Origin of the sequence: Brevundimonas sp., assembly GCF_041688735.1 — a bacterium.
Taxonomy (GTDB): domain Bacteria; phylum Pseudomonadota; class Alphaproteobacteria; order Caulobacterales; family Caulobacteraceae; genus Brevundimonas.
In genome coordinates this window covers 17,165-43,083 of record NZ_JBDNHO010000104.1, presented here as the reverse complement: position 1 = coordinate 43,083, position 25,919 = coordinate 17,165, and the positions used below count along the sequence as shown (strand labels likewise).

Annotated in this window: 22 protein-coding genes; 8 read left to right on the top strand and 14 right to left on the bottom strand. The window is 68.6% G+C overall.

The features are described 5' to 3' along the window. Positions 1–104: 104 nt before the first annotated feature. From ACESMO_RS11150 to ACESMO_RS11140, 3 genes are all read right to left on the bottom strand, one after another. On the bottom strand, positions 105–1,553 hold the full coding sequence (locus ACESMO_RS11150) for an AMP nucleosidase (RefSeq protein WP_372708235.1): 1,449 nt from the start codon (positions 1,551–1,553) through the stop codon (positions 105–107). Between the two features lie 151 nt (positions 1,554–1,704). Further along, positions 1,705–2,562, bottom strand: a complete 858-nt coding sequence (locus ACESMO_RS11145) for an alpha/beta hydrolase (RefSeq protein WP_372708213.1) — start codon at positions 2,560–2,562, stop codon at positions 1,705–1,707. Positions 2,563–2,617: 55 nt separating this feature from the next. Continuing rightward, the gene (locus tag ACESMO_RS11140) at positions 2,618–4,663 is read right to left on the bottom strand and encodes an AsmA family protein (protein ID WP_372708212.1); all 2,046 of its coding nucleotides are present in this window, start codon (positions 4,661–4,663) and stop codon (positions 2,618–2,620) included. 181 nt (positions 4,664–4,844) lie between these two features. On the opposite strand from ACESMO_RS11140, the gene ACESMO_RS11135 reads away from it, so the two are divergent. Beyond that, positions 4,845–5,165 (top strand): hypothetical protein, encoded by a 321-nt coding sequence (locus tag ACESMO_RS11135; protein ID WP_372708211.1) that lies wholly within the window; start codon positions 4,845–4,847, stop codon positions 5,163–5,165. Between the two features lie 77 nt (positions 5,166–5,242). On the opposite strand, the gene ACESMO_RS11130 is transcribed toward ACESMO_RS11135, so the two are convergent. After that, positions 5,243–7,348 carry a prolyl oligopeptidase family serine peptidase gene (locus ACESMO_RS11130; protein WP_372708210.1) on the bottom strand — a complete coding sequence of 702 codons (2,106 nt, stop codon included), beginning with the start codon at positions 7,346–7,348 and terminating at the stop codon, positions 5,243–5,245. A 128-nt stretch (positions 7,349–7,476) separates the two neighbouring features. Between ACESMO_RS11130 and ACESMO_RS11125 the strand changes: the two genes are divergently transcribed. From ACESMO_RS11125 to trxA, 7 genes are all read left to right on the top strand, one after another. Continuing rightward, a complete protein-coding gene (locus tag ACESMO_RS11125; protein WP_372708209.1) occupies positions 7,477–8,340 on the top strand; it encodes a GNAT family N-acetyltransferase in 864 nt (287 codons plus the stop codon). Next, on the top strand, positions 8,333–8,821 hold the full coding sequence (gene tsaE / locus ACESMO_RS11120) for a tRNA (adenosine(37)-N6)-threonylcarbamoyltransferase complex ATPase subunit type 1 TsaE (protein ID WP_372708208.1): 489 nt from the start codon (positions 8,333–8,335) through the stop codon (positions 8,819–8,821). The genes ACESMO_RS11125 and tsaE overlap by 8 nt, the downstream gene beginning before the upstream one ends. After that, entirely contained in the window at positions 8,814–9,902 is a 1,089-nt protein-coding gene (amgK, locus tag ACESMO_RS11115) for an N-acetylmuramate/N-acetylglucosamine kinase AmgK (RefSeq protein ID WP_372708207.1), read from the top strand. Before tsaE ends, amgK begins: the two co-directional genes overlap by 8 nt. Positions 9,903–9,931: 29 nt before the next feature. Next, on the top strand, positions 9,932–10,627 hold the full coding sequence (murU, locus tag ACESMO_RS11110) for an N-acetylmuramate alpha-1-phosphate uridylyltransferase MurU (RefSeq protein WP_372708234.1): 696 nt from the start codon (positions 9,932–9,934) through the stop codon (positions 10,625–10,627). Beyond that, positions 10,624–13,698 carry a double-strand break repair protein AddB gene (gene addB, locus ACESMO_RS11105; RefSeq protein WP_372708206.1) on the top strand — a complete coding sequence of 1,025 codons (3,075 nt, stop codon included), beginning with the start codon at positions 10,624–10,626 and terminating at the stop codon, positions 13,696–13,698. The genes murU and addB overlap by 4 nt, the downstream gene beginning before the upstream one ends. Beyond that, a complete protein-coding gene (gene addA, locus ACESMO_RS11100) occupies positions 13,695–17,153 on the top strand; it encodes a double-strand break repair helicase AddA (protein ID WP_372708205.1) in 3,459 nt (1,152 codons plus the stop codon). Before addB ends, addA begins: the two co-directional genes overlap by 4 nt. Positions 17,154–17,240: 87 nt before the next feature. Beyond that, on the top strand, positions 17,241–17,570 hold the full coding sequence (gene trxA, locus ACESMO_RS11095; protein WP_372708204.1) for a thioredoxin: 330 nt from the start codon (positions 17,241–17,243) through the stop codon (positions 17,568–17,570). A gap of 19 nt (positions 17,571–17,589) precedes the next feature. Here the strand turns inward: trxA and ACESMO_RS11090 are convergent, their stop codons facing one another. From ACESMO_RS11090 to ACESMO_RS11045, 10 genes are all read right to left on the bottom strand, one after another. Next, positions 17,590–18,864 carry a folylpolyglutamate synthase/dihydrofolate synthase family protein gene (locus ACESMO_RS11090; protein WP_372708203.1) on the bottom strand — a complete coding sequence of 425 codons (1,275 nt, stop codon included), beginning with the start codon at positions 18,862–18,864 and terminating at the stop codon, positions 17,590–17,592. A 10-nt stretch (positions 18,865–18,874) separates the two neighbouring features. Beyond that, positions 18,875–19,771 carry an acetyl-CoA carboxylase carboxyltransferase subunit beta gene (locus ACESMO_RS11085; protein WP_372708202.1) on the bottom strand — a complete coding sequence of 299 codons (897 nt, stop codon included), beginning with the start codon at positions 19,769–19,771 and terminating at the stop codon, positions 18,875–18,877. 9 nt (positions 19,772–19,780) lie between these two features. Further along, a complete protein-coding gene (gene trpA / locus ACESMO_RS11080; RefSeq protein ID WP_372708201.1) occupies positions 19,781–20,611 on the bottom strand; it encodes a tryptophan synthase subunit alpha in 831 nt (276 codons plus the stop codon). Positions 20,612–20,846: 235 nt separating this feature from the next. Continuing rightward, complete coding sequence (locus tag ACESMO_RS11075) at positions 20,847–21,308, bottom strand: hypothetical protein (protein WP_372708200.1); 462 nt, start codon at positions 21,306–21,308, stop codon at positions 20,847–20,849. A 2-nt stretch (positions 21,309–21,310) separates the two neighbouring features. Further along, positions 21,311–22,555 (bottom strand): tryptophan synthase subunit beta, encoded by a 1,245-nt coding sequence (trpB, locus tag ACESMO_RS11070; protein WP_372708199.1) that lies wholly within the window; start codon positions 22,553–22,555, stop codon positions 21,311–21,313. 18 nt (positions 22,556–22,573) lie between these two features. Then, positions 22,574–23,224, bottom strand: coding sequence for a phosphoribosylanthranilate isomerase (locus ACESMO_RS11065; RefSeq protein ID WP_372708198.1), 651 nt, complete (start codon positions 23,222–23,224; stop codon positions 22,574–22,576). Further along, entirely contained in the window at positions 23,221–23,640 is a 420-nt protein-coding gene (locus ACESMO_RS11060) for a type II toxin-antitoxin system VapC family toxin (RefSeq protein WP_372708197.1), read from the bottom strand. The genes ACESMO_RS11065 and ACESMO_RS11060 overlap by 4 nt, the downstream gene beginning before the upstream one ends. Then, positions 23,634–23,876: a type II toxin-antitoxin system Phd/YefM family antitoxin gene (locus ACESMO_RS11055; protein WP_372708196.1), complete on the bottom strand. Its 243-nt coding sequence runs from the start codon at positions 23,874–23,876 to the stop codon at positions 23,634–23,636. Before ACESMO_RS11055 ends, ACESMO_RS11060 begins: the two co-directional genes overlap by 7 nt. A 36-nt stretch (positions 23,877–23,912) precedes the next feature. Next, positions 23,913–25,127 carry an NAD(P)/FAD-dependent oxidoreductase gene (locus tag ACESMO_RS11050; RefSeq protein WP_372708195.1) on the bottom strand — a complete coding sequence of 405 codons (1,215 nt, stop codon included), beginning with the start codon at positions 25,125–25,127 and terminating at the stop codon, positions 23,913–23,915. A gap of 52 nt (positions 25,128–25,179) precedes the next feature. Continuing rightward, positions 25,180–25,896: a pseudouridine synthase gene (locus ACESMO_RS11045; protein ID WP_372708194.1), complete on the bottom strand. Its 717-nt coding sequence runs from the start codon at positions 25,894–25,896 to the stop codon at positions 25,180–25,182. Positions 25,897–25,919 lie beyond the last annotated feature (23 nt).

Genomic DNA, 25,919 nt, shown 5'->3' with positions numbered 1-25,919 from the left:
GGATGCCGACGCGAAGCGGCGACCGGGTGGGGCGCGCGGCTGACATTCCCCGCCCGGTCGCTGTGCGATCACCGTCCCTGCTTAAGGGGAGTGAGAACGCGAACCTATCTGAACGGCGGCTCGTCGAAGGCCCTCAGCTTGCGCGAATGCAGGCGGTTGCCCTCGGCGCGCAGCAGGTCGACGGCCTGGATGCCGATCTGCAGGTGTTCGGAAATGGAACCCTCGTAGAAGCGGTTGGCCTGACCCGGCAGCTTGATCTCGCCGTGCAGCGGCTTGTCCGACACACACAGCAGGGTCCCGTAGGGCACGCGGAAGCGATAGCCTTGGGCGGCAATGGTGGCACTCTCCATGTCGATGGCCACGGCCCGGCTCTGGTTGAAGCGCAGGGCTGATTTGGAATATCGCAGCTCCCAATTGCGGTCGTCGGTGGTCACCACCGTGCCGGTGCGCAGGCGGCGTTTGACCTCTTCGCCGGGCGCGCCCGAGACCATCTTGGCGGCGTCGTAAAGCGCGCGCTGGACCTCGGCGATCGAGGGGATGGGAATGTCGGGCGGCAACACCGCGTCCAGCACATGATCGTCGCGCAGATAGGCGTGGGCCAGAACATAATCGCCGATGCTCTGGCTCGGGCGAAGGCCGCCACAGTGGCCGATCATCATCCACGCGTGCGGGCGGGTCACCGCCAAGTGGTCGCAGATGGTCTTGGCGTTGGACGGGCCGACCCCGATATTGACCAGGGTGATGCCGCGATGCCCCGGCGCGGTCAGGTGATAGGCGGGCATCTGGTGCTTCTTCCAGGCCGCGTCCATGACCGCCGTCTCGGGGTTTGGCGTGTTGCGCGTGATCTCGATGCCGCCGGCGCAGACCAGTTTCTCATAGGCGCTGTTCGGATCGGCCAGCTGGGCGCAGGCCCAGCGCACGAACTCGTCGACGTAGCGGTTGTAGTTGGTGAACAGGATGTAGCTCTGCACGTCCTCGACCGGCGTGCCGGTATAATGGCGCAGGCGGGCCAGCGAGAAGTCAGTGCGCAGGCCGTCGAACTGGGACAGGGGGAAGGCCTTGGTCAGATCGAACATGCCGTCTGAAATCTCGTCCCCGATGTGGGCCAGGTCCGTAGTCGGGAAGTAGCGGGCGACGGTCGCGGTCTGGCTGCGGTCCAGGACGACGTCCGAGCCGTCCATCACATAGGGGAAGGGAATCTCCTGTTCCGAAGGCATGACGTCGAAGGTCGCGCCATAGTCGGCCTGGAGCAGGCCCAGCTGCTCCATCAGATAGGGGCGGTACAGGTCCGGTCTGGTGATGGTGGTCGAATAGACGCCCGGCCGCGACAGGCGCGCGAAGGCCCGGGTCGCCAGATTCTCGGGCCGTTCGCCGTACCAGCTGACCCGTAGCTCGGGATAGGAAAACAGGCCTTTCGCCCGCGCCCCGGCGTCGGCGCGTTCGCCCGTCTCAAGAAAGGTCCCGACCGCTGAGCGGAGGTTGGAGACCGATTGTGAGTAGAGCGTTTCGAGGCGATCCAGCGCCGCATCAGCCGTCATCGCGGCGTTCTTCATGTCTGTCATGGCCTTGATTAGCGGAAGATAACGACTTTGGCGAGACGGCGACGCTTCGCGCCGCTTGTCTTTCTGGCGCTATGCTCGCGACGCGGTCGCTCGCGGCTCGAGCGCGTCGGGCCCAGCTTCCGTCATCCTCCGGCTTGAGCGCTCAGCCCAACTCGCGGAGCAGGAAGGCCGTGACATCGTCCAGCACCGGCGCCTTCTTGCGGAACAGGGGCGAGAGGGTGGTTATGAGATCCTCGTGCGACAGGCCAGGATACAGCTTCGCCTCGCAGCGGCCGCCGACGGCCTTCATCCGGTCGCACAATATGGTGGTGTCCTCGGCGTGGACGACGACGTCGGCCGTCCCGTGTCCAAGCCAGATCGGCGGGGCGTCGGCGCGGGCGAAGGTCACCGGCTGTGTCAAAGTTGGGTCGGGCGCGCGGCCAAACGCGTTGACCGAGGCGGGCACGTCGAACGGCAGGAAATCATAGGGTCCGGCCAGACCGGCGGCGGCCTTGATCAGGTTCGGCGCGCCGGCAGCGGCCATGTATCGGCGATCCAGCACGATCATCAGCGCCAGATGCGCCCCTGCGGAATGGCCGATGACCCCAAGCCGCGCGGGGTCCGCGCCCCAAGTCTCGGCGAGGCGACCGACCGTGGCGGTCGCGTCGGCCGCGTCCTCGATGAAGGCCGGAAAACGCACCTGCGGCACGACCCGATAGTCCGGCACGGCCACGACGAAACCGCGCGCCGCCAAGGCATGGGCGGCCCAGGCATAGAGGTCGCGCCGCCCGGAATCCCAGCCTCCGCCATAGAAGAAGACGAGGATCGGCCAAGGTCGCACGGACGGGGTCGTCGGGGCCAGGACGTCGAAGGTCTGGCGTGGGTCTTCGCCATAGCTGACGCCCTGCGCGACACGGCGCACGCCCTTGTCGCGCGGGGCCAGCACGTTCAGGGCACCCAGCGGCGAACAGGCGGCGACCAAGGCGGCGAGCGCGGGGGCGATGAGTCCTCGACGGGTCATGGAGTCCCTGAAAGTTGAACGACGCGCCCAGTTACGCACGAACAGCGCGTTCGGCTCAACGGGCGGCCGCGATCAGGGCGCCGCAGTTGGCGTCCTCGGCCAGGCCGGGATCGACGAAGGCCAGCAGGGCCGCCAGCGGATTGATCAGCGCGCCCAGCGCCGCGCCCAGCCCGACCTGACCCACGACCGAGCCCTGATCGATGCCGATATTCGGCGCGGTCAGCGGCCCGCTGATCAGAATGGGCGACCACAACCGGATCAGTCGCGCCTCCTTGGTCTCGCCGTCGATGCGCAGGTTCATCGTCTCGGCCCCGAGATCGATCGTGCCGGTTCCGTTGGCCAGCACGGGCTCGGTGTCGATGACGAAGGTCCGCGCTCGCGCGGTGCCTCCGCTGACGGTGAAATCGGCCACGGCGCAACGGATCTGGGACGTCCCGCTGTCGTTGCTCAGCAGCTTGCCGAGGCCGGCGGTGACGTTGATGCCCAGCAATTCGGCGAAGGCGGCCCGAATCTGGCCCTGCGGCACCACGATACTCAGCGTGCCCTTCGAGGCCGCCGCGAAATCATGGATCGACGCCCCTGGGCCTTCGAGACGCGCGCGGCCCAGCGTCCGCCCCGTCACCGTGGCCTGGCCGTTGCGGGCGGGGATGATGGATTCCAACGGATAGTTGCGCAGCCTGAGATCGACGACGCTGTAGGGGGTGGCCCGGGTGGCGTTGATCCTGGCGGTGCCGCGCAGTTCGCCCCGGTCGAAGGTGAAGGCGACGGGATCGAGGTTGAGGATGCCCCGCTCCAGATTGGCCCTCAGGTCGACTTCGCGAACATCGAAGGCGTTGCGCTTCACGCGCGCGGCCCGATAGTGCAGCGTGCCGTCCATGACCCTGAGGCGGCTGACGTTGAGAGGGGCGTCGGGCAGAAGCTTGCCCGAGACGCCTGAGCTCGTCACCGTGTCGCCGGACGGGGTGACGCGCGGCGTTCCGCCCAGAACGGTGGCCAGGTCGTCAATGTCCAGTAGACGGGAGCGCAGGTCGGCCTCGACCTTGCGGCGGTCCTTTGCCTTGAAAACCTTGACGTCGCCAGACAGGTCTGAGGTCCCCACACGGCCGGTGAAGTCGTTGAAGGTGAAAACCGAACGGTTCCGCGTCAACTTGCCGCTCAGGCGGTAAGCCGGGGTGTTGGGGGTGGCGATGCCGGTCAGAAGATACAGGTCGGCCAGGTCGCGACCCTGAAGGCTGAGCGTCGCGTCGAAGTGACCGAGGTCGAATGGCCGCAGAAGCCGCCCCTCGGCCTCCAGCTGCGTACCGACCCCGGCCAGCGCGGCGGTGAAGGGGTAGGGCCGGTCGCGGCGGACATTGATGAATGGGCCGCCCCGCACGGTCAGCGTCAGCGGCGTCCCCTTCATCGATCCCCGGCCGTCGAGGTGGAAGCCGGCGTCGCCGTCCGTGCCCTCGCGCGCGGTCAGGGTGGCCCTCAAGCTGATGTTCCGTTCCTGGTCGTCCAGCGACACCTTGCCGTCGCGGATCAGCAGGCGATTGATCGGCGGCAGTTTGAACGAGTCGCCGTCGTCGGGTCGATCCGGATTGAACAGCCAACTCTTGCGACCGTCCTCGGTGGCGATCAGGACGACTTCCGGGCGGATGATGGCGACGCGAGGCAATTCGAGACGCCCGGCCAGCAGGCTGCGCAAACGCAGCGACAACTGTATATCCTCGACCTTCAGGGTGTCCTGCTTCAGCGCCCAGTCGGGGCCACCGACCCGCAGGCTCCGGACTCGCGCCGAGGGCGTCCAGCTGAAGATGTTGACGTCCAGATCGCCGTTCAGCTGAATCTCACGATCGTATTCGGTCGAGGCCCAGCGGCCGATTGGGCCGCGTAGCCAATTCCAGTCGAACAGCATCAGAAAGACGGCGGCGGTGACGATCAGGATCAGGCCGACCGAGGCGGCCCACTTCTCCGCCGGTCCGGGTCGTCGAAAGCTGCTGTAGACCGGATCTTTGTCACGAACCCAGTCGCGCCATCCGCGCGCGCGCAGCACGGCAGGACCGATAACACGTTGGCGCAGCGCCGACCAATCCTGGTTCCATTTCAATGGCCTGGTCAATCTCGCGCTCCGGTCGAGCAAGGGTAACGCACGAGCCAAAGGATTCGGTCAGTCGTCCGGCACCGGAGCGACTGTCAAACTTTCGACGCTTAACTGTCTTATTATCTTTACATTCAGAGAATCAGGCGCATTATTCCTCCGCGTCCTGATCTTTTTCAGGTGCTCGGGAGGTATTGAAACCATGCACGCATCCAACCCTGCCGTCGGCCTGACCTGCGTCGTCGGCCTGATTCTCGCCGCTGCTGGCCCCGTCGTCGCCCACGATCAAGGCACCAAGGGCGATCGCGCCTCAAGCCAGCGCGTGGTGATGCAGTGCGGCACCGACGCCATGACCAGACGCGCCTTCACGCGCGAACACGGCGCCCAGCCGGTTTTCGTCACTGCCCGCGAGGTTCAGGCCGCGCGCGCTTCCGGCCAGGTCTGGACCGCGCCCCGTTGCATGACGGCGCGCGAGCACGCTCGACTGGTCCAGACGATGAGCGCGAACGCCTCGGTCCGCTGATTGCGGCCTCCGTCTTGGAGACACAAAAAGGGCGCGACCCGTAAAGGGTGCGCCCTTTTCCGTGTCTGAAGCCGGGATCAGTCGGCTTGGCCGATATACTTGTCCAGCCAGCCGAAGACCTCCTTGTGCCATTGCAGGCTGTTGGCCGGCTTCAGCACCCAGTGATTCTCGTCGGGGAAGACCACCAGCCGGCTTTCGATGCCTCGGCGCTGTAGCGCCGTAAAGGTGGACAGCGCCTGGGCGGTCGGTATGCGGTAGTCGCGATCGCCCTGGATCACCAGCATCGGGTCGCGCCAGTTCTGCACATGGTTGGCCGGGTTGAACTGCTGGTAGCCGCGAGGATTGTCATAGGGCGTGCCGCCGAATTCCCACTCGGTGAACCATAGCTCCTCGGTCGAATAGCCCATGCCGAAGGTGTCGAAGACGCCGTCGTGGTTGACCAGGCATTTGAATTCACCGGGCCAGTTGCCGGCGATCCAGTTGACCATATATCCGCCATAGGAAGCGCCGAGGGCGCAGGCCTTGTCGCCGTCGAGGAAGCCGTACCGCTGTTGGGCGGCGGCCCAGCCTTTCTGCAGGTCCTCCAGCGGGCGGTCGCCCCAGTGCTGGCTGACCGAGTCGGTGAAGGCCTGGCCGTATCCGGTCGAGCCGTGGAAATCGATCATCACCACCGCATAGCCGGCGCCGGCGTAGGTCGATGGGTTCCAGCGGTAAGACCAGCTGTTGCCGAACGAGCCCTGCGGGCCGCCGTGGATCAGGAAGGCGACCGGATATTTGCGGCCCTCGACGTAACCGGCGGGCTTGATGACATAGCCATGCACCGTCTCGCCGTTCCAGCCTTCAAAGTTGAACTGTTCGGCCTCGCCGAAGTCCTTGTCGTCCAGCGACGGGTTCACATCGGTGATCCGGCGCGGCATCTCGCGGCCGAGGAAGGTCTTCACGAACAGCTCACTGGGTCGGGTCAGGGTGTCCTGGGCGAAGACGAAGCCCGAGGGCGTCTGGGCGAAGGCCGAGACATGGCCCGGCCCGGTGACCGGGGTGACCACGCCGTTGCGAGCGTCGATAGCGAAGATCCGGGTCTGGCCCACGTCGGCGGCGGTGACGTACAGGGTGTTGCCGTCGCGCGACCATTGCAGGCTGTCGGCCGAACGGTCCCAGTTGGCCGCGACCTGGCGCGTTTGGCCGCTGTCCACGTCGCGCAGGAAGATGGCGTATTTGTCGGCCTCGAAGCCCGGGCGGGCCATGGCGCGCCAAGCCATCGTCCGGCCGTCGGGCGAGAAGACCGGACCGGTGTCCCAGGCGTCGTTGTCGTCGGTCAGATTCTGGAACGCGCCGTCGCCGCTGAGCCCATTGGTCCGGTAAATGTCGAAATTCGTGCTCCATGGCTCGCTCTGGCCCGCTTGACGCGCCGAAAAGACGACAGACTGGCCATCCGGCGCGAAGGTGAACTCGCCCTCGTCGCCGAAAGGCTTTGAGGGGGTGTCGCCGTCAAAGCCCTTGGTTACCCAGACCGGATCGCCGGACCCGTCGACGTTCAGCACGAACAGATGGTTCTGGGTGCCGTCGGCCCAGGTGTCCCAGTGGCGCACGAACATGCGGTCATAGACCTGGCCCGTGCTCTTGTCGTCGGAGACCGCCTTGGCGCGATCCACCGTACAGGCGATGTCGGCGCAGGACGGGAAGACCGCCAGCGACACGGCGACCTTGTCAGCCTCGCGGCTCAGGCGATAGGCGTTGACGTCCAGCGCCAGGTCCGTGACCTGGGTCGCGCCCGTGCCGTCGGCGTTGGCGCGCCACACCTGACTGGTGTCTGAACGGCCCGAGAGGAAGTACAGCTTGCCGTCGCCGCCCCAGCGCGCGGTATTGGCCCCGCCCTCGTTGATCGCCAGTCGACGACCTTCGCCGCCCTCGCGCAGGTCCATCATATACAGCGCGCCAGAGCGGCGGTTGGCGACGACGTCGGTCGCGGTGACCGAATAGACCACCCAGCGACCGTCCGGCGACACCTGCGGATCGCCCAGCCGGTTCAGGGCGATCATGTCCTGATAGGAGAACGGAGTCGCGGCCTGCGCCGAACCAGACGGCGGCGCGACGGCTGCGGTATCGGCCAGGGCGGCCGGAGCGTCGATGGCCAGCAGGGCGGCGGCGCTGAGGCTGGTCAGAAGGCGGGTCATGTGGCGCATGCGCGGGCGTCCTCGTGCGGGAGCGAAATTCCAAGGCGCGAAGGGGTAGCACCGGCGGGGCGCGCGTCAATGCCGGGTCACGCCTCCGCGCTTGCGGACGCCCGCCGGACCGGCGACAACCCACCGGCATGAACGCGATCCCCCTGGCCACTTCCCGGCGTCCCGCGCCGCACGTCTGCGATGTTCTGATTGCCGAGCGCGCGCCGCGCCTGACGCGGTCGCTGTTCTGGCCGATCCTGCGACCCGTGCTCTACAAGCTGCTGAACTATCGCCAGGCGGTGCGCATGGCCGACGCCGTCCTGCCGCTGTCGGGTTCCGCCGCGCTGGATTACATGAGCGATCTGCTCGACCTGCGGGTCTCGACGGTCAACGCAGAGCGGATTCCGGCGACCGGCCGCTGCATCGTCGTGGCCAATCATCCGACCGGCATCGCCGACGGGATCGCCGTGTTTGACGCTATCCGCGCGCGCCGCGCCGACGCCGTCTTCTTCGCCAACGCCGACGCCCTGCGCGTCTCGCCCCGTCTGGGCGAGGCGGTCATCCCCGTCGAATGGGTGGTGGGAAAGCGTACGCGCGAAAAGACCCGCGCGACGCTTCAGGCCGCCAAGAAAGCCTTCGAGGCCGAACGTTGCGTGGTCATCTTCCCGGCAGGTCGGCTGGCGCGAAAAGGCAAGGACGGGTCCGTGACCGATCCGGAATGGGCGCCGACTGCGGCGTCGCTGGCGCGCAAATATGCCGCTCCCATAGTCCCGATCCACGTGTCCGGCCCCTACTCGCGCCTGTTCCACTGGTTCGACCAGTTCTCGATTGAACTCCGTGACGTCACCCTGTTTCACGAGCTGCTGAACAAGCGGCGCAAGCCCTATTTCCTCAAGGTCGGCAAGCCGATTCCACCCTCGCGGCTCGACATCGACGCGACGCGGGCCACCTATGCGCTCAAGGCCTTCACCGAGCGGGTCCTGCCCAGCCAGCCGGACGCCGACTTTGCCTGACCACGCCGCCGCGACATTTTTACTGGCAGGCGTTGACGCGACCACGCGGCTGGGCGCGGCCATCGCCCCGGGCCTGCGGCCCGGAGAGACCGTGCTGCTGTACGGACCCTTGGGGATGGGCAAGTCGACCTTGGCGCGCGGCCTGATCCGCGCCCTTCTGACGCTTTCGGCGCGGCCGGACGAGGACGTGCCCTCGCCCACCTTCACCCTGGTTCAATTCTACGAGAGCGATCCGCCGGTCGCCCATTTCGACCTCTATCGCCTGACCCGCCCGGAAGAGGCGGCCGAGATCGGTCTCGACGAGGCGCTGGACGCGGGCTGCGCCGTCATCGAATGGCCCGAGCGGCTGGGGGACGACCCGGCCGCGTGGCTGGGGCCGGACCGGCTGGCGGTTTCACTGGTTGAGGACGGCGAAGGCCGGATCGCGACCGTTTCTGGCGCAGGGGCATGGGAACGCAAGCTGAAGGAACTTCATGTCTGACCGCGAACAGCAGCGCCTCAATTTTCTGAAGACGGCCGGCCTGTCCGACGCCGCGCGCGCGCCCCTGCCCGGCGACGCCTCCACGCGCCGCTACGAACGGCTGACGACGCCGGCAGGCGCGACCGTGATGCTGATGGACCAGGCCCCTTCGGTGGAAAGCCCGCCGGCCGATCCCTCGTGGTCGCCGGAACGGCGCAAGGCCGAGGGCTGGAACGCAGTGGCCCGTTTGTCAGCCGGTCGGATCGAAGCCTTCGTCGCGGTGGCCGAAAACCTGCGCCATGCGGGCCTGTCCGCACCCGCGATCGTTGCCGTCGACGCCCCGAACGGCTTGGCCGTGATCGAGGATTTCGGCGACGACCTGTTCGCACGCGTCATTGAGGACGGGGAGCCGGAAGCGCCGCTCTACATCGCCGCCGTGGACGCCATCGCGCGGCTGCATCTGACGGCCGCGCTGCCGGACGTGATGGAGGGTCCCGCTGGCGGCTGGCCGTTGCAGACCTATGACGCCACCGCCTTGCTGGGCGGCGCCGACCTGTTCGTGCAATGGATGCCCAAGCTCTACCCGCAACTCGATTTCGGTGTCGCCGCCCTCGAGGAATGGCGGGCCGCCTGGGTGCCGATCGCGGCCATGGGCGAGCGCAAGGCCCGGGTCTTGGCCCACCGCGACTATCACGCGGAGAACCTGATCTGGCTGCCGGAGCGGACCGGGCATCGCCGGGTCGGCCTGATCGATTTCCAGGACGCTGTTCTGGCGCACCCGGCCTGGGATCTGCATTCGCTGTTGCAGGACGCGCGCCGCGACGTGCCGGCGGAGCTGGAGGCCATCGCGCTGAATCACTATTTCGACGTCATGATGGTGGACCGCGAGGCATACCTCCGCGACTACGCCGCCCTCGCGGCCCTGAACGAGTCGCGCATCCTGGGGGTTTTCGCCCGGCTGATCGGCCGTGACGACAGACCCCGCTATCGCCAGTTCATGCCCCGCGTGTGGGCCCATCTGGACGCCAATCTGGACAAGCCCGGACTCGAGGCCGTCGCCGCATGGTTCAGACGCCATGTCCCGGCGGAGGCGCGCGCGTGACCGTTTCCAGGACTACCCCAAGGACTGCCATGGTGCTGGCCGCCGGCCTCGGCACCCGCATGCGGCCCCTGACCGACGACCGGCCCAAGGCCCTGGTCGAGGTCGGCGGGCGAGCCCTGATCGATCACGTGCTGGATCGGCTGGCTGGGGTCGGGGTCGAAAGGGCGGTGGTCAATGTCCACTGGTTCGCCGAACGGCTGGAACGTCATCTGGCGGCGCGTGGGCGCGGACCCGAGATCGCCGTTTCGGACGAGCGGGCGGAACTGCTGGAAACTGGCGGCGGATTGAAGAAGGCCGCGCCGCTGCTGGGCGGCGACCCGGTCTTCGTGGCCAATATCGACAGCGTCTGGGTCGATCGCGGAGACGCGCTGAATCAACTCGCGCGGCTGTGGAAACCGTCAATCATGGATGCGGCGCTTTTACTCGCGCGGCGCGACGGTTCGATTGGATTCGAGGGCGCCGGCGACGTCTTCCTCGCCGACGACGGTCGCCTGACCTTCCGTGGCGACGAACGGACCGCGCCCTTCGCTTATATGGGTGTGCACATCACCCGGCCCGACTATGCCGCCGCCGGTCCCGATGGACCCTTCTCGCTGAGCGGCCTGTGGCGCGAGTCGGCGAAGGCCGGGCGTCTGTTCGGCTGCGTGCTGGACGGGGACTGGATGCACGTCGGTGACCCCCGGGCCCGCGATGAGGCCGAGGCCCGGCTGGCCGCAGCGTCATGACCAGACGCTTCCAGCCCTTTGAACAGCCCGGCGCGCGCTGGTTCGCCATCGAGGCGCATCGGCCGTTTCTCGACGATCTGGCGGCGGGGGTTCTGGACTGGCTGGGCGACCAGCCTCCCGAGGCGCTGTCCGACGCGGTTATCCTGCTGCCCAACCGCCGCGCCGCCCGGGCCTTTACGGCGGCCCTGGCGCGCCAGAGCGGCGACCGGCCGGTGCTGTTGCCGCAGGTGCGGCCGCTGGGCGATCTGGAAGAGGACGAGCCGCCCTTCGCCCCGGGCGCGCTGGGCATCGACCTGCCGCCCGCCATCGCCCCCCTGACCCGCCGGTTCGAGATGGCGCGGATGGTCGCGACCTTCCGGCCTGACCTGGCGTCCCTGCGCGCGCTGGAGATGGCTGACGCCCTTGGCCGGTTCCTCGATTCCTGCCAGCTGGAAGAGATCGACGACCTGTCTGGCGTGGCGGGCCTCGTCGAGGGCGAACTGGCCGCGCACTGGGAACAGTCCGCCGCCTTCCTCGATCTGGCCGTCGAGGCCTGGCCGAAGCGGCTGGCCGAGTTGGGGCTGGTCGATCCGGCATGGCGGCGCGCGCGGCTGCTGCGCCTGCTGGCGGACAGTTGGACGGCCAATCCGCCGACCCAGCCGGTGATCGCCGCTGGCTCGACCGGCACGGCCCCGGCGGCTGCAGACGTGTTGAACGCCGTGGCCAACGCGCCGCTGGGCTGCGTCGTCCTGCCCGGTCTGGACCGCGAACTGCACTCGACCGTCTGGGCCACGCTCAAGGACAATGAGCAACATCCGCAGAATGCCCTGTGGCGGCTGCTGAACCGACACGGTGTCGTCCGCGAGGCTGTCCAGCCGTGGTTCCGACCTGTGCTCGATGCGCGGGCTGAAACGCGGGGGCGGGCGCGGCAGCGGGTGCTGAACGAGGCCCTGCGCCCGGCCGACGCCACCAGCGACTGGCGCGTCGCCATCCGCGATCTGCGCGCCGTCGCCGCAGCCGGCGGCGTCGCGGCCGACCCCATCGCGCAAGGGCTGGAGGGCCTGTCGGTCGTCACCGTCCGGGCCGAGGAGGACGCCGCCGCGACCCTGGCCCTGATGATGCGCGAGACACTGGAGACGCCGGGCAGGACCTGCGCCCTCGTCACCCCCGATCTGGCCTTGGGGCGGCGCGTCGCGGCGCGGTTGGAGCGGTGGAACGTCACCGCCGACGTCTCGTCCGGCCAGCCTTTGGCGCGGATGGCGGCGGGGCGGCTGGTCGATCTTGGCGCGCGCTTCATCGCTGATCCGCTGGATCCGCATGCGCTGCTGGGCCTGTTGAAGCATCCGTCGGTCCGACTGGACCTCGGCGACGTCGATCTCGACGGCGCTGCGAACGCCCTCGAACATTACGCCCTGCGCGGCCCGCGTCGGCGCGACTGGCCGAAGGCGCGGCGCGCGCTGCTGGACGCCGGCCGGCCACGCGACGACGGCAAGCCGGCCTCGCCGCATACGCTTGAGCGGCTGGCCATGGCGCACAGCCTTCTGGACCGGCTTGAGGCCTTGTCGGCCGAGGCGCGCGCGCCCTTCGCCGGGGGCGAGGCTGCGCCAGACCTGGCCGCCCGCGGCCTGACCGGACTGATCGAAGCCCTGGCCGGACAGGGCGCCTGGGCCGGGCCGGATGGCGAGGCGGCGGCGGCCCTGCTTTCCGCCCTGATCGAGGGTGGGGGGTCGCTGGGCGCGCTGACACGGCGCGAATTCGCCGAACTGGTCCGCGACCTGCTGGGCGAAGAGACGGTGCGGACGGGCGGTGCCAATCAGCCTCGTCTGCGCATCCTCGGCGCCATCGAGGCGCGACTGGTACGCGCCGACCGGATGATCCTTGCCGGGCTGGAGGAGGGCGTCTGGCCCAACGCCGCGCCGACCGATCCCTTCCTGTCGCGGCCGATGCGCGAAAAGCTGGGCCTGCCGCCACCGGAACGCCGCCTCGGTCAGACCGCGCAAGACTTCGTCCAGGCCGCCTGCGCCGACGAGGCGATCCTGGTCCACTCAGAGCGTCGTGGCGGTCAGCCCGCGGTCAAGTCACGCTGGCTCTGGCGGCTGGAGATGCTGACGCGAGGCGCTGATGCGGAGGCCACGCCGATCGCACTTGCGCGGCCGTCCGTCCAGCTGGAACAGGCCCGGGCCATGGATGCCCCGGTTCGCGCCACGCCGGACTATGCGAAACGTCCCGCGCCCCGGCCGCCCGTCGCGCGCCGCCCGCGCGTCCTCCCGGTTACGGGCGTGGAACGCTGGGTGCGCGACCCCTACGCGGTTTATGCGCGCTATGTCCTGAACCTGAGACAACTGGACCGGCCCGGCCAGTCGGCCGAGGCGATCGCGCGCGGCAAGGCGGTGCACAAGGCGGTCGAGCGGCTGAGCCTGTCCTGGCCCGACGCCCTGCCCGGCGATTGCGAGGGCGAGATCGCCGCCCTGCTGAAGGAAGAACTGACCCGCCACGGCTTCGAGGACGCGGCCATGGCGCGGGAAGCGCCGCTGGCCCGCAACTGCGCCCGCTGGCTGGCCGGGTTCGAGCTGCGGCGCCGGGCGCGCGGCGTCGAGATCCATGTCGAGGAACAGGTCGCCATGACCTTCGCCGCCCCCGCCGGGCCCTTCACCCTGACCGCCAAGGCGGACCGGATCGAACTGTCGGCCACGGGCGCGTCGGTGCTGGACTTCAAGACCGGGGCGATCCCGTCGGCGAAACAGGTCAGGTCCGGCTTTGCGCCGCAGTTGACCCTGACCGGGGCCATACTGGCGGAAACCGGCTTGTCGACGTCCGGCCCCGTAGAGCCCGAGGAACTGACCTATGTCCGTGTGGTGGGTCGCAAGGTGCCCGGCGAACAGGTGGTGCGCGCCTCGGGGGCCGAGGCCGCAGAGCTGTCCAGGGCGGCGCTGGCCGGGCTGAAGGCGCGGGTGGCGCGGTTCGACCTGCCGACCACCCCCTATCTCAGCTGGGTCGCGCCTCAGTTCATGGGCAATTTCGGCGGCAACTACGACCATCTGGCACGCGTGTGGGAATGGCACGTCGTCGGCGGCGAGGAGGGCGAGGCATGAGCGCGCGCATCCTGCCCGACCCGCATCAGATCGCGGCGGCCGACCCTCGACAGTCGGTGTTCGTCACCGCCAACGCCGGCTCGGGCAAGACCTCCACTCTGGTGGACCGGGTGGCGCGGCTGCTGCTGGAAGAGGTCCAGCCCGGCGAGATCCTCTGCGTCACCTACACCAAGGCCGCCGCCGCCGAGATGCAGGCGCGACTGTTCGACCGGCTGGGGGCCTGGGCGGTTATGGATGACAGGGAGCTGGCGCGATCGCTGGCCGATCTGGACGGCCGCGACGCGGAGACCCTGTCGGGCGAGGAGCTGTCCAAGGCGCGCCGCCTGTTCGCCAAGGCGCTGGAGACGCCGGGCGGGCTGAAGATCCAGACCCTGCATGCCTTCTGCGAAAAGCTGCTGCGTCGGTTCCCGATCGAGGCAGGGGTGACGCCGGGGTTCACGGTACTGGAGAATCAGGCGGCGCTGGCCCTGTCGCATGAAGCGCGCGAGGATCTGGCGCGTGAAGCGCTGAAGGACGAGGACGGCCTCATCGGGCGCGCCTACGCCCATTTCGCGGTCGAGCTGGACTGGGCCAGTTTCGAGGCTCTGCTGGCCCGGATCGAGGCGGACCGCGCGCGGCTGATCGACTATGTCGCCCGCGTCGCCGAGGGCCGCGTGGCGGGGCCGCATAGGCTGGCCGGCGCGCATCCGGACGACGACGTCCAAAGCGTCCAGACCGAATTCATGCGGTTCGTCGAACGCCGGGAATGGCTGGCCATGGCCGAGAAAATGGCCATGGGCTCGATCACCGATCAGGCCTGCGCCGACAGGATGTGGGGCGCGGAATGGTCGTTCCTCGAGGTCTCTGCGGTCTTCCTGACGAATGGCGAACCCCGCAAGAGCATGGCGACCAAGAGCGCTCCACCCGAGGCGCGCGCGTGGCTGACCGCCTTGCAGGACAAGCTGGTCTCGGCTTTGGGACAAGTGCGCAAGGCCCGTGTCGCCGAGGACACCGTCCATGTCCTAACGCTCGCCCAGGCCCACGGGGCCCTCTACGACCAGGCTAAGACGGCGAAGGGCGCGCTGGACTTCGGCGATCTGGTGGCGCGGACGGTCGAGCTGCTGACCGTGAGGTCGAACGCGGCCTGGGTGCTCTACAAGCTGGACGGCGGCATCGAGCATGTGCTGGTCGACGAGGCGCAGGACACCGCCCCCGAGCAGTGGGACATCTTGCGCGCCCTGACCGAGGGCTTCTTCGCGGGCGCGGGGGCGCGTCGTTTCGGCGCGGGCCGCGTCGAACGCACCATCTTCGCCGTCGGCGACGACAAGCAATCGATCTATTCCTTTCAGGGTGCGCGGCCGGAACGGCTCGGGCAGGAGGCGCAGCGTTATGACGCGTTGGTCATCGGCGCCGACGCCCGGTTCGCCGGCGTCGAACTGGCCACCTCCTTCCGCTCGACGCCCGAGGTGTTGGCCTTCGTCGATTCCGTGTTCGAAGGACCGGAGCGGACCACGGCCCTGGTCGGCCCGGACATCGCCACCATCCCGCCGCATGTAGCCAAGCGGGCCGACGACCACGGCTGCGTCGACCTCTGGCCGCTGTACGCCGACGACAAGCCGCCGGAGCGCGACGCCTGGGACGATCCTCTCGATCAGGAACCCGTGCAGAGCGCGCGCAAGCGGATGGCCGCCGATCTGGCGCGCGACATCCGCCGACAAGTCGAGGCAGGCGTGGCGGTGCAGGACCGCAAGACCCGGGAGCCGCGCCCCTGCGGCTATGGCGACTTCATGGTGCTCGTGCGCCGTCGCGACGCGACCTTCGAGGAGATCATCCGCGCCCTTAAGTCGGCGGGCGTTCCGGTAGCGGGGGCCGACCGGCTGAGGCTGTCGTCGCACATCGTCTTCGACGACCTGATCGCCGCGGCCCGTTTCGCCCTCTATCCCGACGACGACCTGAGTCTCGCGGGCGTGTTGCGCAGCCCCTTCTGCGACATCGACGAGGAGGGTCTGTTTGAACTGGCCGGCGCGAAGCCGGAGCGTCGCAAGCTGTGGCGCGAACTGAACGATCGGGCCGGACAACGGCCCGAGTGGGGCCGGGCGCGCGACCTGCTGGCCTTCGCGCTCAAGGCCCGCGACCGCGACCCGTTCGGCTTCTTCTCAGCGCTGTTGAATTGTGTGGACGACACCGGCGTCTCGGGCCGGGGTCGCATCCTCAACCGGCTGGGCCGCGAGGCCGAGGAGGCGATCGACGAGACGCTGAACCAGGTTCTGGCCGCCGAGCAGCGCGGGGCCAGCGATCTTGAAACCTGCCTGTCGATGCTGGAGGCCGCCGACGTCGAGGTGAAGCGCGAGCTGGAGGGCGCGCGCGGCGAGGTCCGCGTGATGACCGTGCACGGAGCCAAGGGGCTGGAGGCGCCCATCGTCATCCTGCCCGACACCACGGCGCGGGCGAAGGCGCAGGGCCCGACCCTGATGCCGGTCGAACTGGACGGCGGCGGCGAGGCCTGGCTGATGTGCCCGGGCTCGGCCAAGGAGGACTGCGAGGCCTCGAAGGCGGCGCGCGAGGCGCGGCAGGCCCGCGCCGACGCCGAGACGCTGCGCCTGCTCTACGTCGCCCTGACCCGCGCGCGGGACCGGGTGGTCATCCTCGGCCGGGCGAACGGCAAGGCACAGCTGGGCTATGAGGAAGGCAGCTGGTGGGCCGTGCTGTCCGAGACCTTCGAGCGGCTGGGCGCGCGGGTTCGCGACATCGGCGACAGCCGCCTGCGCTTCGGACCTGATCCGGCGATCCTCGGCGCGGGAGACCCGACCCGCGGCCTCACCGTCGCAGGCCCCGACTGGGCGCGGACATCCCCCGGTCCCGACCCCTCGGCCCGCTACGCCTCCCCCTCGAAGATGGACGACGCGATCCGTATCCCCGCGCCGTCGCCCCTGGCCACGACGGACGGACCGGGCGCGCCGCTGGGGCGGTTCCGGCGTGGCGACCTGATACACAGGCTGCTGGAGCGACTGCCCGACATCGCGCCGGACGCCCGCCCCGACGCCGCCGCCCGCCTGTTGGCGCGCGAGCGTGATCTGGATGACGGCCAGCGCGCCGAGATGATCGGCGCCGCCTTCACCGTATTGAAGGACGACCGGTTCGCGCCGGTGTTCGGCCAAGGGTCGCGGCCCGAGGTGGCGCTGGCCGGAACCGCGCCCGGCCTGCCGCCGGGCGTCTCGGTCTCCGGGCGGATGGACCGGCTGGTGATCACGTCTGAACGGGTGCTGGTCGTCGACTACAAGACCAACCGCCCGGCTCCCGCTTCGATCGGGACGGCCGATCCGGCCTATGTCCTGCAACTCGCCATCTATGTCGCGGTGTTGAGACATCTGTATCCGGACCGGCCCGTCGAGGCTGCGCTGGTCTGGACGGACGGACCCGCGCTGATGGCCGTGCCTCAGGCCCTGATGGACGCGGCCCTCACCGCCGCGCGTTGATTTGGGCGCGGATCGATCCCACATCCAGCCCGAAGGCCGGAATCACCCCATGATGACCGGCTGATTTTTTCTGGAGACTTCTTGCCCATGGCCACCGTCAAGGTCACCGACGACAGCTTCGACGCCGACGTCCTGAAATCCTCCACCCCCGTGCTGGTTGATTTCTGGGCTGAGTGGTGCGGCCCCTGCAAACAGATCGGCCCGGCGCTGGAGCAGATCGCAGACGAACTGGCCGGTCAGGTCACGGTCGCCAAGGTCAACATCGACGACAGCCCCCTGATCCCGTCGAAACTGGGCGTAAAGGGAATCCCCACCCTGATGCTGTTCAAGGACGGCCAGATGGCCTCAATGAAGGTTGGCGCCATGCCCAAGGGCAAGATCGTCGAATGGCTGGCCGAGAACGGCATCAAGGCCTGATCCCGACGGCGAACCCCGGCTACTCGGGCCAAGTCGCCCGGTCGGCGCTCAGCACCTCTCCCGCGAGATAGAGAGAACCGCAGATCGCCACCCGCCCGGCCCCGAGCCGCAAGGCACGCTCCAGCGCTTCCGGGAGGGACGCGGATGCGGTCGCGCCCAGCCCGTGGCCACGCGCGACGGCGGCCAGCGCCTCGGGATCGGCGCAGGCACCGTCGAAGGGCACGGTGAAGACCGCCGCCCCACTGTCGCGCAGGGCCGCGAAGAAACCGCCGGCGTCCTTGTTGGCCAGTATGCCGACGATCAGGGCCAGCGGTCGCGGCACTTTGGCCTGACGCTCGGCCAGCGCCTCGGCCAGCGCGCGGGCGGCGTGGGGATTGTGCCCCCCGTCCACCCACAGCTCGGCATCGGCGGCCCGCGCCGCATCGCCATAAGGACCTACGGTAAGCCGTTGCAGACGCGCGGGCCAGCGCACGGCCTGGAGCCCTTGGGCGATGGCCGCCTCGGGCATGTCCAGCTCCAGCGCCACGGCGACGGCGAGGCCGGCGTTTGCGACCTGGTGCGGCCCGACCAGCGCGGGGGCCGGCAGATCGAGGAACCGCTCCTGATCCTGAAAAGCCATTCCACCCCGCTCGGCCCAGGCGTCGAAATCCACGCCCATGACGGTCAGGGGGGAATGAACGGCCAAGGCCCGGGCCCCGATGGCGGCCATGACCTCTTCCGACTGCCGCGCGATCAGCCCGCGCGCCCCGGGCTTGAGGATGCCCGCCTTCTCCGCCGCCACGCCCGGCAGGGACGTCCCGAGGAATTCGGCATGGTCCAGATCGACCGGCGTAATGACGCTGAGCAAGGGCCGCTGGATCACATTGGTGGCGTCCAGCACCCCGCCCAGCCCGACCTCGACGATGGCCAGGTCAGCCGGCGTCTCGCTCATGGCAACGAAGGCGGCGGCCGTGGCGCTTTCAAATACGGTGGCCTCGGTCCCGATCCCCTCGACCCGGTCGAGGATAACGTTCAACGCCTCATCGTCGATCAGCCGCCCGCCCAGCCGGATTCGCTCGTTGAAACGCACCAGATGAGGCGAGGTGTAGGCGTGGACCTTCAGTCCCGCCGCCTCGGCGATGGCGCGGATGAAGGCGACGGTCGAACCCTTGCCATTGGTCCCCGCGACATGAATGACCGGCGGCAGCCGATCCTGCGGATCGCCCAGCGCCGCGCATAGCGCCCGCATCCGCTCCAGCGACAGGTCGATCCTCTGGGGATGGCGCTGTCTCAGTCGTTCGGAGATCGGGTCCATCGCAACGGCCTCAGGCCGCCCGGCGCTTTCCGCCCATCAGCATGGACAGGACCTGTCCCAGCACGGTCGGCAGTTCAGCGCGATCGACCACGCGGTCGACCATGCCTTTTTCCTGAAGATATTCGGCGCGCTGGAAGCCCGGCGGCAGCTTCTCGCGGATGGTGGCCTCGATGACGCGCGGCCCGGCGAAGCCGATCAGGGCGCCCGGCTCGGCCAGATGCACGTCGCCCAGCATGGCGTAACTGGCGGTCACCCCGCCGGTCGTCGGATCGGTCAGCACCACGACGAAGGGCAGTTGCGCCGTCTTGAGTTCCTGGATGGCCAGGGTGGTACGGGCCATCTGCATCAGACTGAGCGCGCCCTCCTGCATCCGTGCCCCGCCGGCGGCTGTGAAACAGACCATGGGCGAAGCCTTCAGCACCGCGGCGCGGGCTGCGGTGATGAAGGCTTCGCCCGCAGCCATGCCGAGCGAGCCGCCCATGAAGCTGAAGTCCTGGACGATGACCACGGCCTCGACGCCGTCGATCTCGCCGAAGCCGATGGCCATCGTGTCCTTGCGTCCAGCCGCCTTGCGCGCCGCGATCAGGCGGTCCTTGTAGGGCTTGCCGTCCGAGAATTTCAGCGGGTCCTCAGGCACGTCCGGCGTCTCGATCGGCTCATAAGCGCCGTCGTCGAAGGTGTAGCCCAGGCGCTGCATCGCATTGATGCGCATGTGCCGTCCGGTGGGCGTGACCCACTGCGCGGTCTCCAGATCCGGGCGATACAGCATGTCACCGGTATCGGGATCCTTGACCCACAGGTTCTCGGGCGTGTCGCGCCGGCTGACGATCTTGCGCACGCCGGGAGCGAAGCGCGACAGCCAGCCGCCGCGTTTCTCCTGGGGTTTGGGGGGAGTCTTTTCAGCCATGGTCGCGCTTTAGACCGTTTCCGCGACCCGCGCACCCCGGACCGCGTCCGCGAGGGCCTTCACCTTAGCCAGAACGCGCGGGACCGCCGGTTCGTTCGCGCCCAGCGCCGCCGCCACCTCGTCGACCAGCACCGAACCGGCCACCACGGCATCGGCAATGCGGGCGCTCTCGGCCGCGCGCTCGGGAGTCTTGACCCCGAAACCCACCGCGACCGGCAGGCCCGAAGCCTTGCGCACCCGCTCCACCGCCGGTGCCACCGACAGGGCCTGTGCCTCCTTCACCCCGGTCACACCGGCGACCGAGACGTAATAGACAAAGCCCGAGGTCCGTTCGGCGATGATCTTCAGCCGGGCGTCGTCCGAGGTCGGCGTGGCCAGCCTGATCAGCGACACCGACGCCGCGTCCAGCGCGTCTGACAGCGGCCCGGCCTCTTCGGGTGGGCAGTCCACGACGATGACCCCGTCCACGCCGCTGGCCGCCGCGTCGCGCGCGAAGGCCGCATAGCCGTAGGTCTCGATGGGATTGAGATAGCCCATCAGGATCAGCGGCGTGTCGGCATCGCCGGCGCGGAAGTCAGCCGCCAGGGCCAGCGTGCCCTTCAGCGTCAGCCCGGCCTTCAGCCCGCGCAGCGCCGCGCGCTGAATCGGCGGCCCCTCGGCCATCGGATCCGAGAAGGGAAAGCCCAGCTCGATGATGTCGGCCCCCGCGCCCGGCAGACCGCGCAGGATTTCCAGCGCCTGATCGCGGGTCGGGTCGCCCGCCATGACATAGGCCACAAAGCCGGCCCGGCCCACAGCCTTCAGCGCGGCGAAACGGGCGTCGATACGAGCGGTAGTCATGACCACTCCTGATGGTTCTTCGACAGGTCCACGCCTCCCATCACGATCAAGTACGCCTTGTCGGGACTGTGGGTGCGGAGCTGAGCCAAGCTGAACTTGGCCGATCGCGCCGTGGTTTTGTCGAACCCGTCGACAGTCACAACGTCATCCTCGACATCGCGGACGACAGGAGCGGGACCGCCCGACTTGAGTTCAACGAAATCGCCGGCACGTGGAAGAAACTCTATGTCCACATTCATTGAGCGGGTGGTGTCACGGTCGCGATCGGCGCTGTAGCGGCGGGCGCGCAGATGTCGCCCGGGATCGGTCCGAAGCCAAGATAGCCCGTGGCCTCGGGACCGGCCGGGCGGCCGGTGTCGTAAAAGGCCTGCATCTGCAGACCGTCGCAGCCGCCGGTTTCACGCCGGCGAACGAACACCACGCGATTGTCTTCGCCGCCGGCCGCAAGCCAGCCCTTGGTCCGCAGGTCAGCGATATAGGCTTCCGCCAAGGTCCCAATTCCCGCCAGCGGCGCGCTGACACAAAAGGCACGACCGGCCAGACTGAACAGATTGCCGCAGTCGGGCGCGAGCGTCGCGCCCGGCAGCACCAGAGCGTCCGTCACCGGCGCGGCGGGCACCGCCGCCGGGGCCGGGGCCTGGGCCCAGGCGGGCCCAGCCAGGACTGCCGCAGCGGCGGCCAACATCACGAGTTTCATATCTACAACTCCACACCCAGGTGTTTCGCCACGGCGAAAATGTCCTTGTCGCCCCGCCCGCACATATTCAGCACGACATCGCCGCCCTTGCCCACTTCCATCGCAATCTCGCCCACCCGGGCGAGTGCGTGGCTGGGTTCCAGCGCGGGGATGATTCCCTCCAGCTTCGAGCACATCTGGAAGGCTTCCAGCGCGTCGACGTCGGTGGCGGCGCGGTATTCGGCCCGGCCGATATCCTTCAGCCAGGCGTGTTCAGGGCCGATGCCGGGATAGTCGAGGCCCGCCGAGATCGAATGGCCTTCAAGGATCTGGCCGTCGGCGTCCTGCAACAGATAGGTGCGGTTGCCATGCAGCACCCCGGGCCGTCCACCCTGCAGCGAGGCGGCATGGTCCGGCCCGTCCAGCCCGCGCCCGGCCGCCTCGACCCCGATCAACCGGACGCCGGCGTCCTCGATGAAGGGATGGAACAGGCCGATGGCGTTGGAGCCGCCGCCGATGGCCGCGACACAGGCGTCCGGCAGCTTGCCCTTGCGGGCCAACATCTGGGCGCGGGTCTCCTTGCCGATCACCGACTGGAAATCCCGGACCATGGCCGGATAGGGATGAGGCCCCGCCGCCGTGCCGATCAGATAATAGGTGTCCTCGACGTTGGTCACCCAGTCGCGCATCGCCTCGTTCATGGCGTCCTTCAGGGTCGCCCGGCCCGCCGTCACCGGCACCACCTCGGCCCCCAGCAGCTTCATGCGGAAGACGTTGGGCGACTGCCGCTCGACGTCGGTCGCGCCCATGTAGACGATGCATTTCAGGCCGAAGCGGGCGCACACCGTCGCGGTCGCCACGCCGTGCTGGCCGGCGCCCGTTTCCGCGATGATCCGGGTCTTGCCCATCCGCATGGCCAGCAGGATCTGGCCCATGCAGTTGTTGATCTTGTGCGCGCCGGTGTGGTTCAGTTCGTCGCGCTTGAACCAGATATCGGCCGCGCCGTAATGGTCAGTCAGGCGTTCGGCCAGATACAGCGGGCTGGGCCGGCCGACATAGTCAGTCAGGAAGCCGTCCAGCTCGGCCTGGAAGGCCGGGTCCGCCTTGGCCGCCTCGTATGCTGCATTCAGCTCGTGAACCAGCGGCATCAGCGTCTCGGCCACGAACCGCCCGCCATAGGGACCGAAACGGCCCTCGGCGTCGGGCATGGCGTACTGGTTCGGGATGATGGCGTTCACGGGCGAAGCTTTCACGCAGGATATGGGCATTTTGGCGAGCGGTGGAAATCAGACGGCCCGGACAGTGTCGAGGAACGCCGTGATCAGGGCCGGGTCCTTAACACCCGGCGCGCTTTCCACGCCAGAGGACACATCCACCAGCGGAGCCCCGGACACGCGGATCGCCTGCGCCACATTGTCCGGGGTCAGCCCCCCGGCCACGAACCACGGATGTCGGAAAGCCCGGTCGGCCAGCAGCACCCAGTCGAACCGCGACCCGACCCCGCCCGGCAGGTGCGATCCCTCCGGCGGTTTGGCGTCGAACATCAGATGATCGACGAACAGATCCCAGTCCTCGGCCTCGGCGAAATCCTCATGCGTCCGGATCGGCAGAACCTTGATGATCCCGGCCCCCGTCAGCCTCCGGACCTGTTCCGACCGCTCGCGCGTCTCCGACCCGTGCAACTGAATAAGGTCCGGCTTCAGGATCAGGGCGATTTCCGTCAGCAGGACGTCGTCGGCGTCGACGGTAACCGCCACGATCTTCGCCTTGCCCGGACCCTGGCCGCGGGCCCGCTCGAACAGGGTCGCGGCGTGCAGCGGTATGATGTGCCTCGGGCTGTTGGGGAACACCACCGCCCCTACAAGGGCGGCGCCGCCCGCCAGCGCGGCGTCCAGCGTCTCTGGCGTCGTCAGGCCGCAGATCTTGGCGTGGGTCATGGCAGGGCCAGAGTCACGCCCTGTTGCTCCGCCGCTGCGGCCAGTCCGCGATCCAGCGTCGCCAACGCCCACCCCTCCCGCTCGGCTATGGCCAGGTGCAGGGCGTCGGGCGCGCGCAAGGTGGTATGACGTTCGAGCAGACGCCGCGCCTCGAGAAAGTCTTCGGGTCCGATGACGGCGTCGGGCCGCGTCGGGTCCAGCAACCGGTCCATTTCGATCTCCGCGCCGCGCCGCTCGCCGGCCGTGATCCGACCGGTTCTCTGGGCGTGTGACAGAGCTGAAGACGTCTCCGTCAAGGTCCAGAGGCTGAAGGTCACGGTGGGTCCGTCGACGAGCCAGGCACCCACCCGTTCTGAATGGGTGTCGGCGATCAGCACGGAGTACAGCACGCTCGCATCCAGATAGGCATTCACCACGGACGCTCTCGTCGCATCTCCCCCAAGATGTCGAGGATGTCGGTCGGACCGCCCTCAGGAACGATCTGCCGCCGCTTCATTGCCGCCGCATCGATGACCACGCCCTTCGGCGCATCGCTGATCAGGCGGACGGCGGGACGGCCGTTTCGCTCGATCCGCACGTCCTCGCCGCGCTGGGCTGCGACGATGAGTTTCGACAGATTGTCTCTGGCCTGGGCCACTGTATAGGTGCTCATGGGGTCATTATAGCCATCTTGATGGCTATGGTCCACTCACGGCCGGTAGAGGTCCGCGTCCGCATCGGTCTTGCCCCGGATCGCCGCCGAAACCACCTGCGAGGCGATGACCGAATAGGTGATGCCGTTGCCGCCGAAGCCCATGATGGCCCAGGCGTGATCCATGCCCGCCACGGGCGTGATCGAGGGCAGCCCCGTCGCGCTCTCGCCGAACGCCCCGGCCCAGCTGTAATCGATCTCGAACTCGACCTCTGGCAGCAGTCGCTTGAGCTTAGTGGCGATGGCCGTGGACTTGCGCTTCAGCTTCGCCTTGTCCTGATGCGCCGTGGACGAAGCCTCGTCCTCGCCGCCCACGATCAGCCGGCCGTCGCCGCCCATGCGGAAATAGAGATAGGGGTCCGACGCCTCCCACACGAGGGTTTCGCGGAGCCAGGCCGGACAGCGTTGACGCGGCCTTGACGCCATCGCCCAGGTGGAGATCACCTGCGCGCCCGGAGTCGGCACGCTCTTCGGAAACTCGTAGCCGCAGCAGAAGACGACCGCCTTCACCCGCACCGCATGACCCGCGTCGGTCAGCAAAGTCACGCCCTCTGGATCGGACGCGGCCTGCAGAACCTCGACCGGCGAATAGACCCTCGCGCCGTTGGCTTGGGCGCGGCGCAGCAGCCCGGCCGCCAGACGGGCCGGGTCTCCGCTCGCCGAGCCGCGGCTGAGAATGGCGCCGGTTCGGTCCATGCCGAACCTGTCGCGCAGGATCGCCGGCCCGACATACGCGCTGTCCAGACCGATCGCGGCCCGGGCCTCCGCCTCCGTCTCCAGCGCGCGGTGGCCGTAGTCGTCGCCGGCGAGATAGAGGCTGGCCTTGTCCTTGATGCCGCAGACGATGCGGTCTTCGGCGACGATCCGCTTGAGGTCGTCCACGGCCGAACGCGAGCGCAGATAAGCCCGCTTCGCCTTCGCCATGCCGATCCTGTCCGCCAGCGCGGTCAGCGGCAGGTCGATCTCCCATTGCAGCATCGCCGTCGAGGCGACCGTCGAACCCATCAGTGGTGGACGACGATCAAGCACGGCGACGGAATGATCGCGGGCCAGTTCGCGAGCCATGAAGGCGCCGCTGATGCCCGCGCCGACGATGGCCACGTCGACCGCCACGGCCTCGGTCAGCGGACGCGTCGACACGCCGAGGCCGGGGCTGTCCGCCCATAACGACCGGCCGGTCCGCAGGTCCCTCTTGATGGTCGCCCCGGTCATGCCGTCTCCGCTGAAGCGGAGCCTTAGCGGTCGGGATGGGCGAGGGTTCCGGTCAAGCGAAGATCAGATCGACCTCGCCGGGCATCATCAGCCGCCACTGGCCGGGGGCCAGATCATCCGGCAGGGCCAACCCGCCGATGCGTTCCCGGTGCAAGCCCTCGACGTGATTGCCCGCTGCCGCGAACATTCGCCGCACCATGTGATAGCGGCCCTCGGTTACCGTCAGCCGCGCTTCGGTGGGACCCAGCACCTCCAGCTCGGCTGGGGCCAGCGGCTTGTCCTCGCCCTCGAGGACCAGACCGCCGGCCGCGAACAGTGCCTGCTCGGTGCCTGCCAGCGGTCGCGCCAGCGTCGCGCGATAGACTTTGGCGACATGGCGTTTCGGGCTGATCACGCGGTGCAGCAGGTCGCCGTCGTCGGTCAGCAGCAGCAGGCCAGTCGTCTGCTTGTCGAGACGGCCGATGGTCGAGATGGCCGGGTCGCGCCGACGCCAGCGATCGGGCAGGACGTCATAGACCAGCGCCCCGTCCTCCTTGCGCGAACAGGTCATGCCCAGCGGTTTGTTGAGGATCAGGGCCATGCCCGGCGGCGGGTCCAGCGGCCGCCCGTCGATCTCCATCCGCGACGACAGGTCGGGCGTGATGGGGATGCGTTTCGAGACGTCAGTCAGGTCCACACCGTCCAGAACGATGCCGCCCGCCTTGCCCATCCGCGCCATCTCGGTGCGCGAGCCATAGCCTAGCGACCCGAGCAGCTTGTCCACGCGCATGGTCGGTGTCTTTTTGGGTGCCC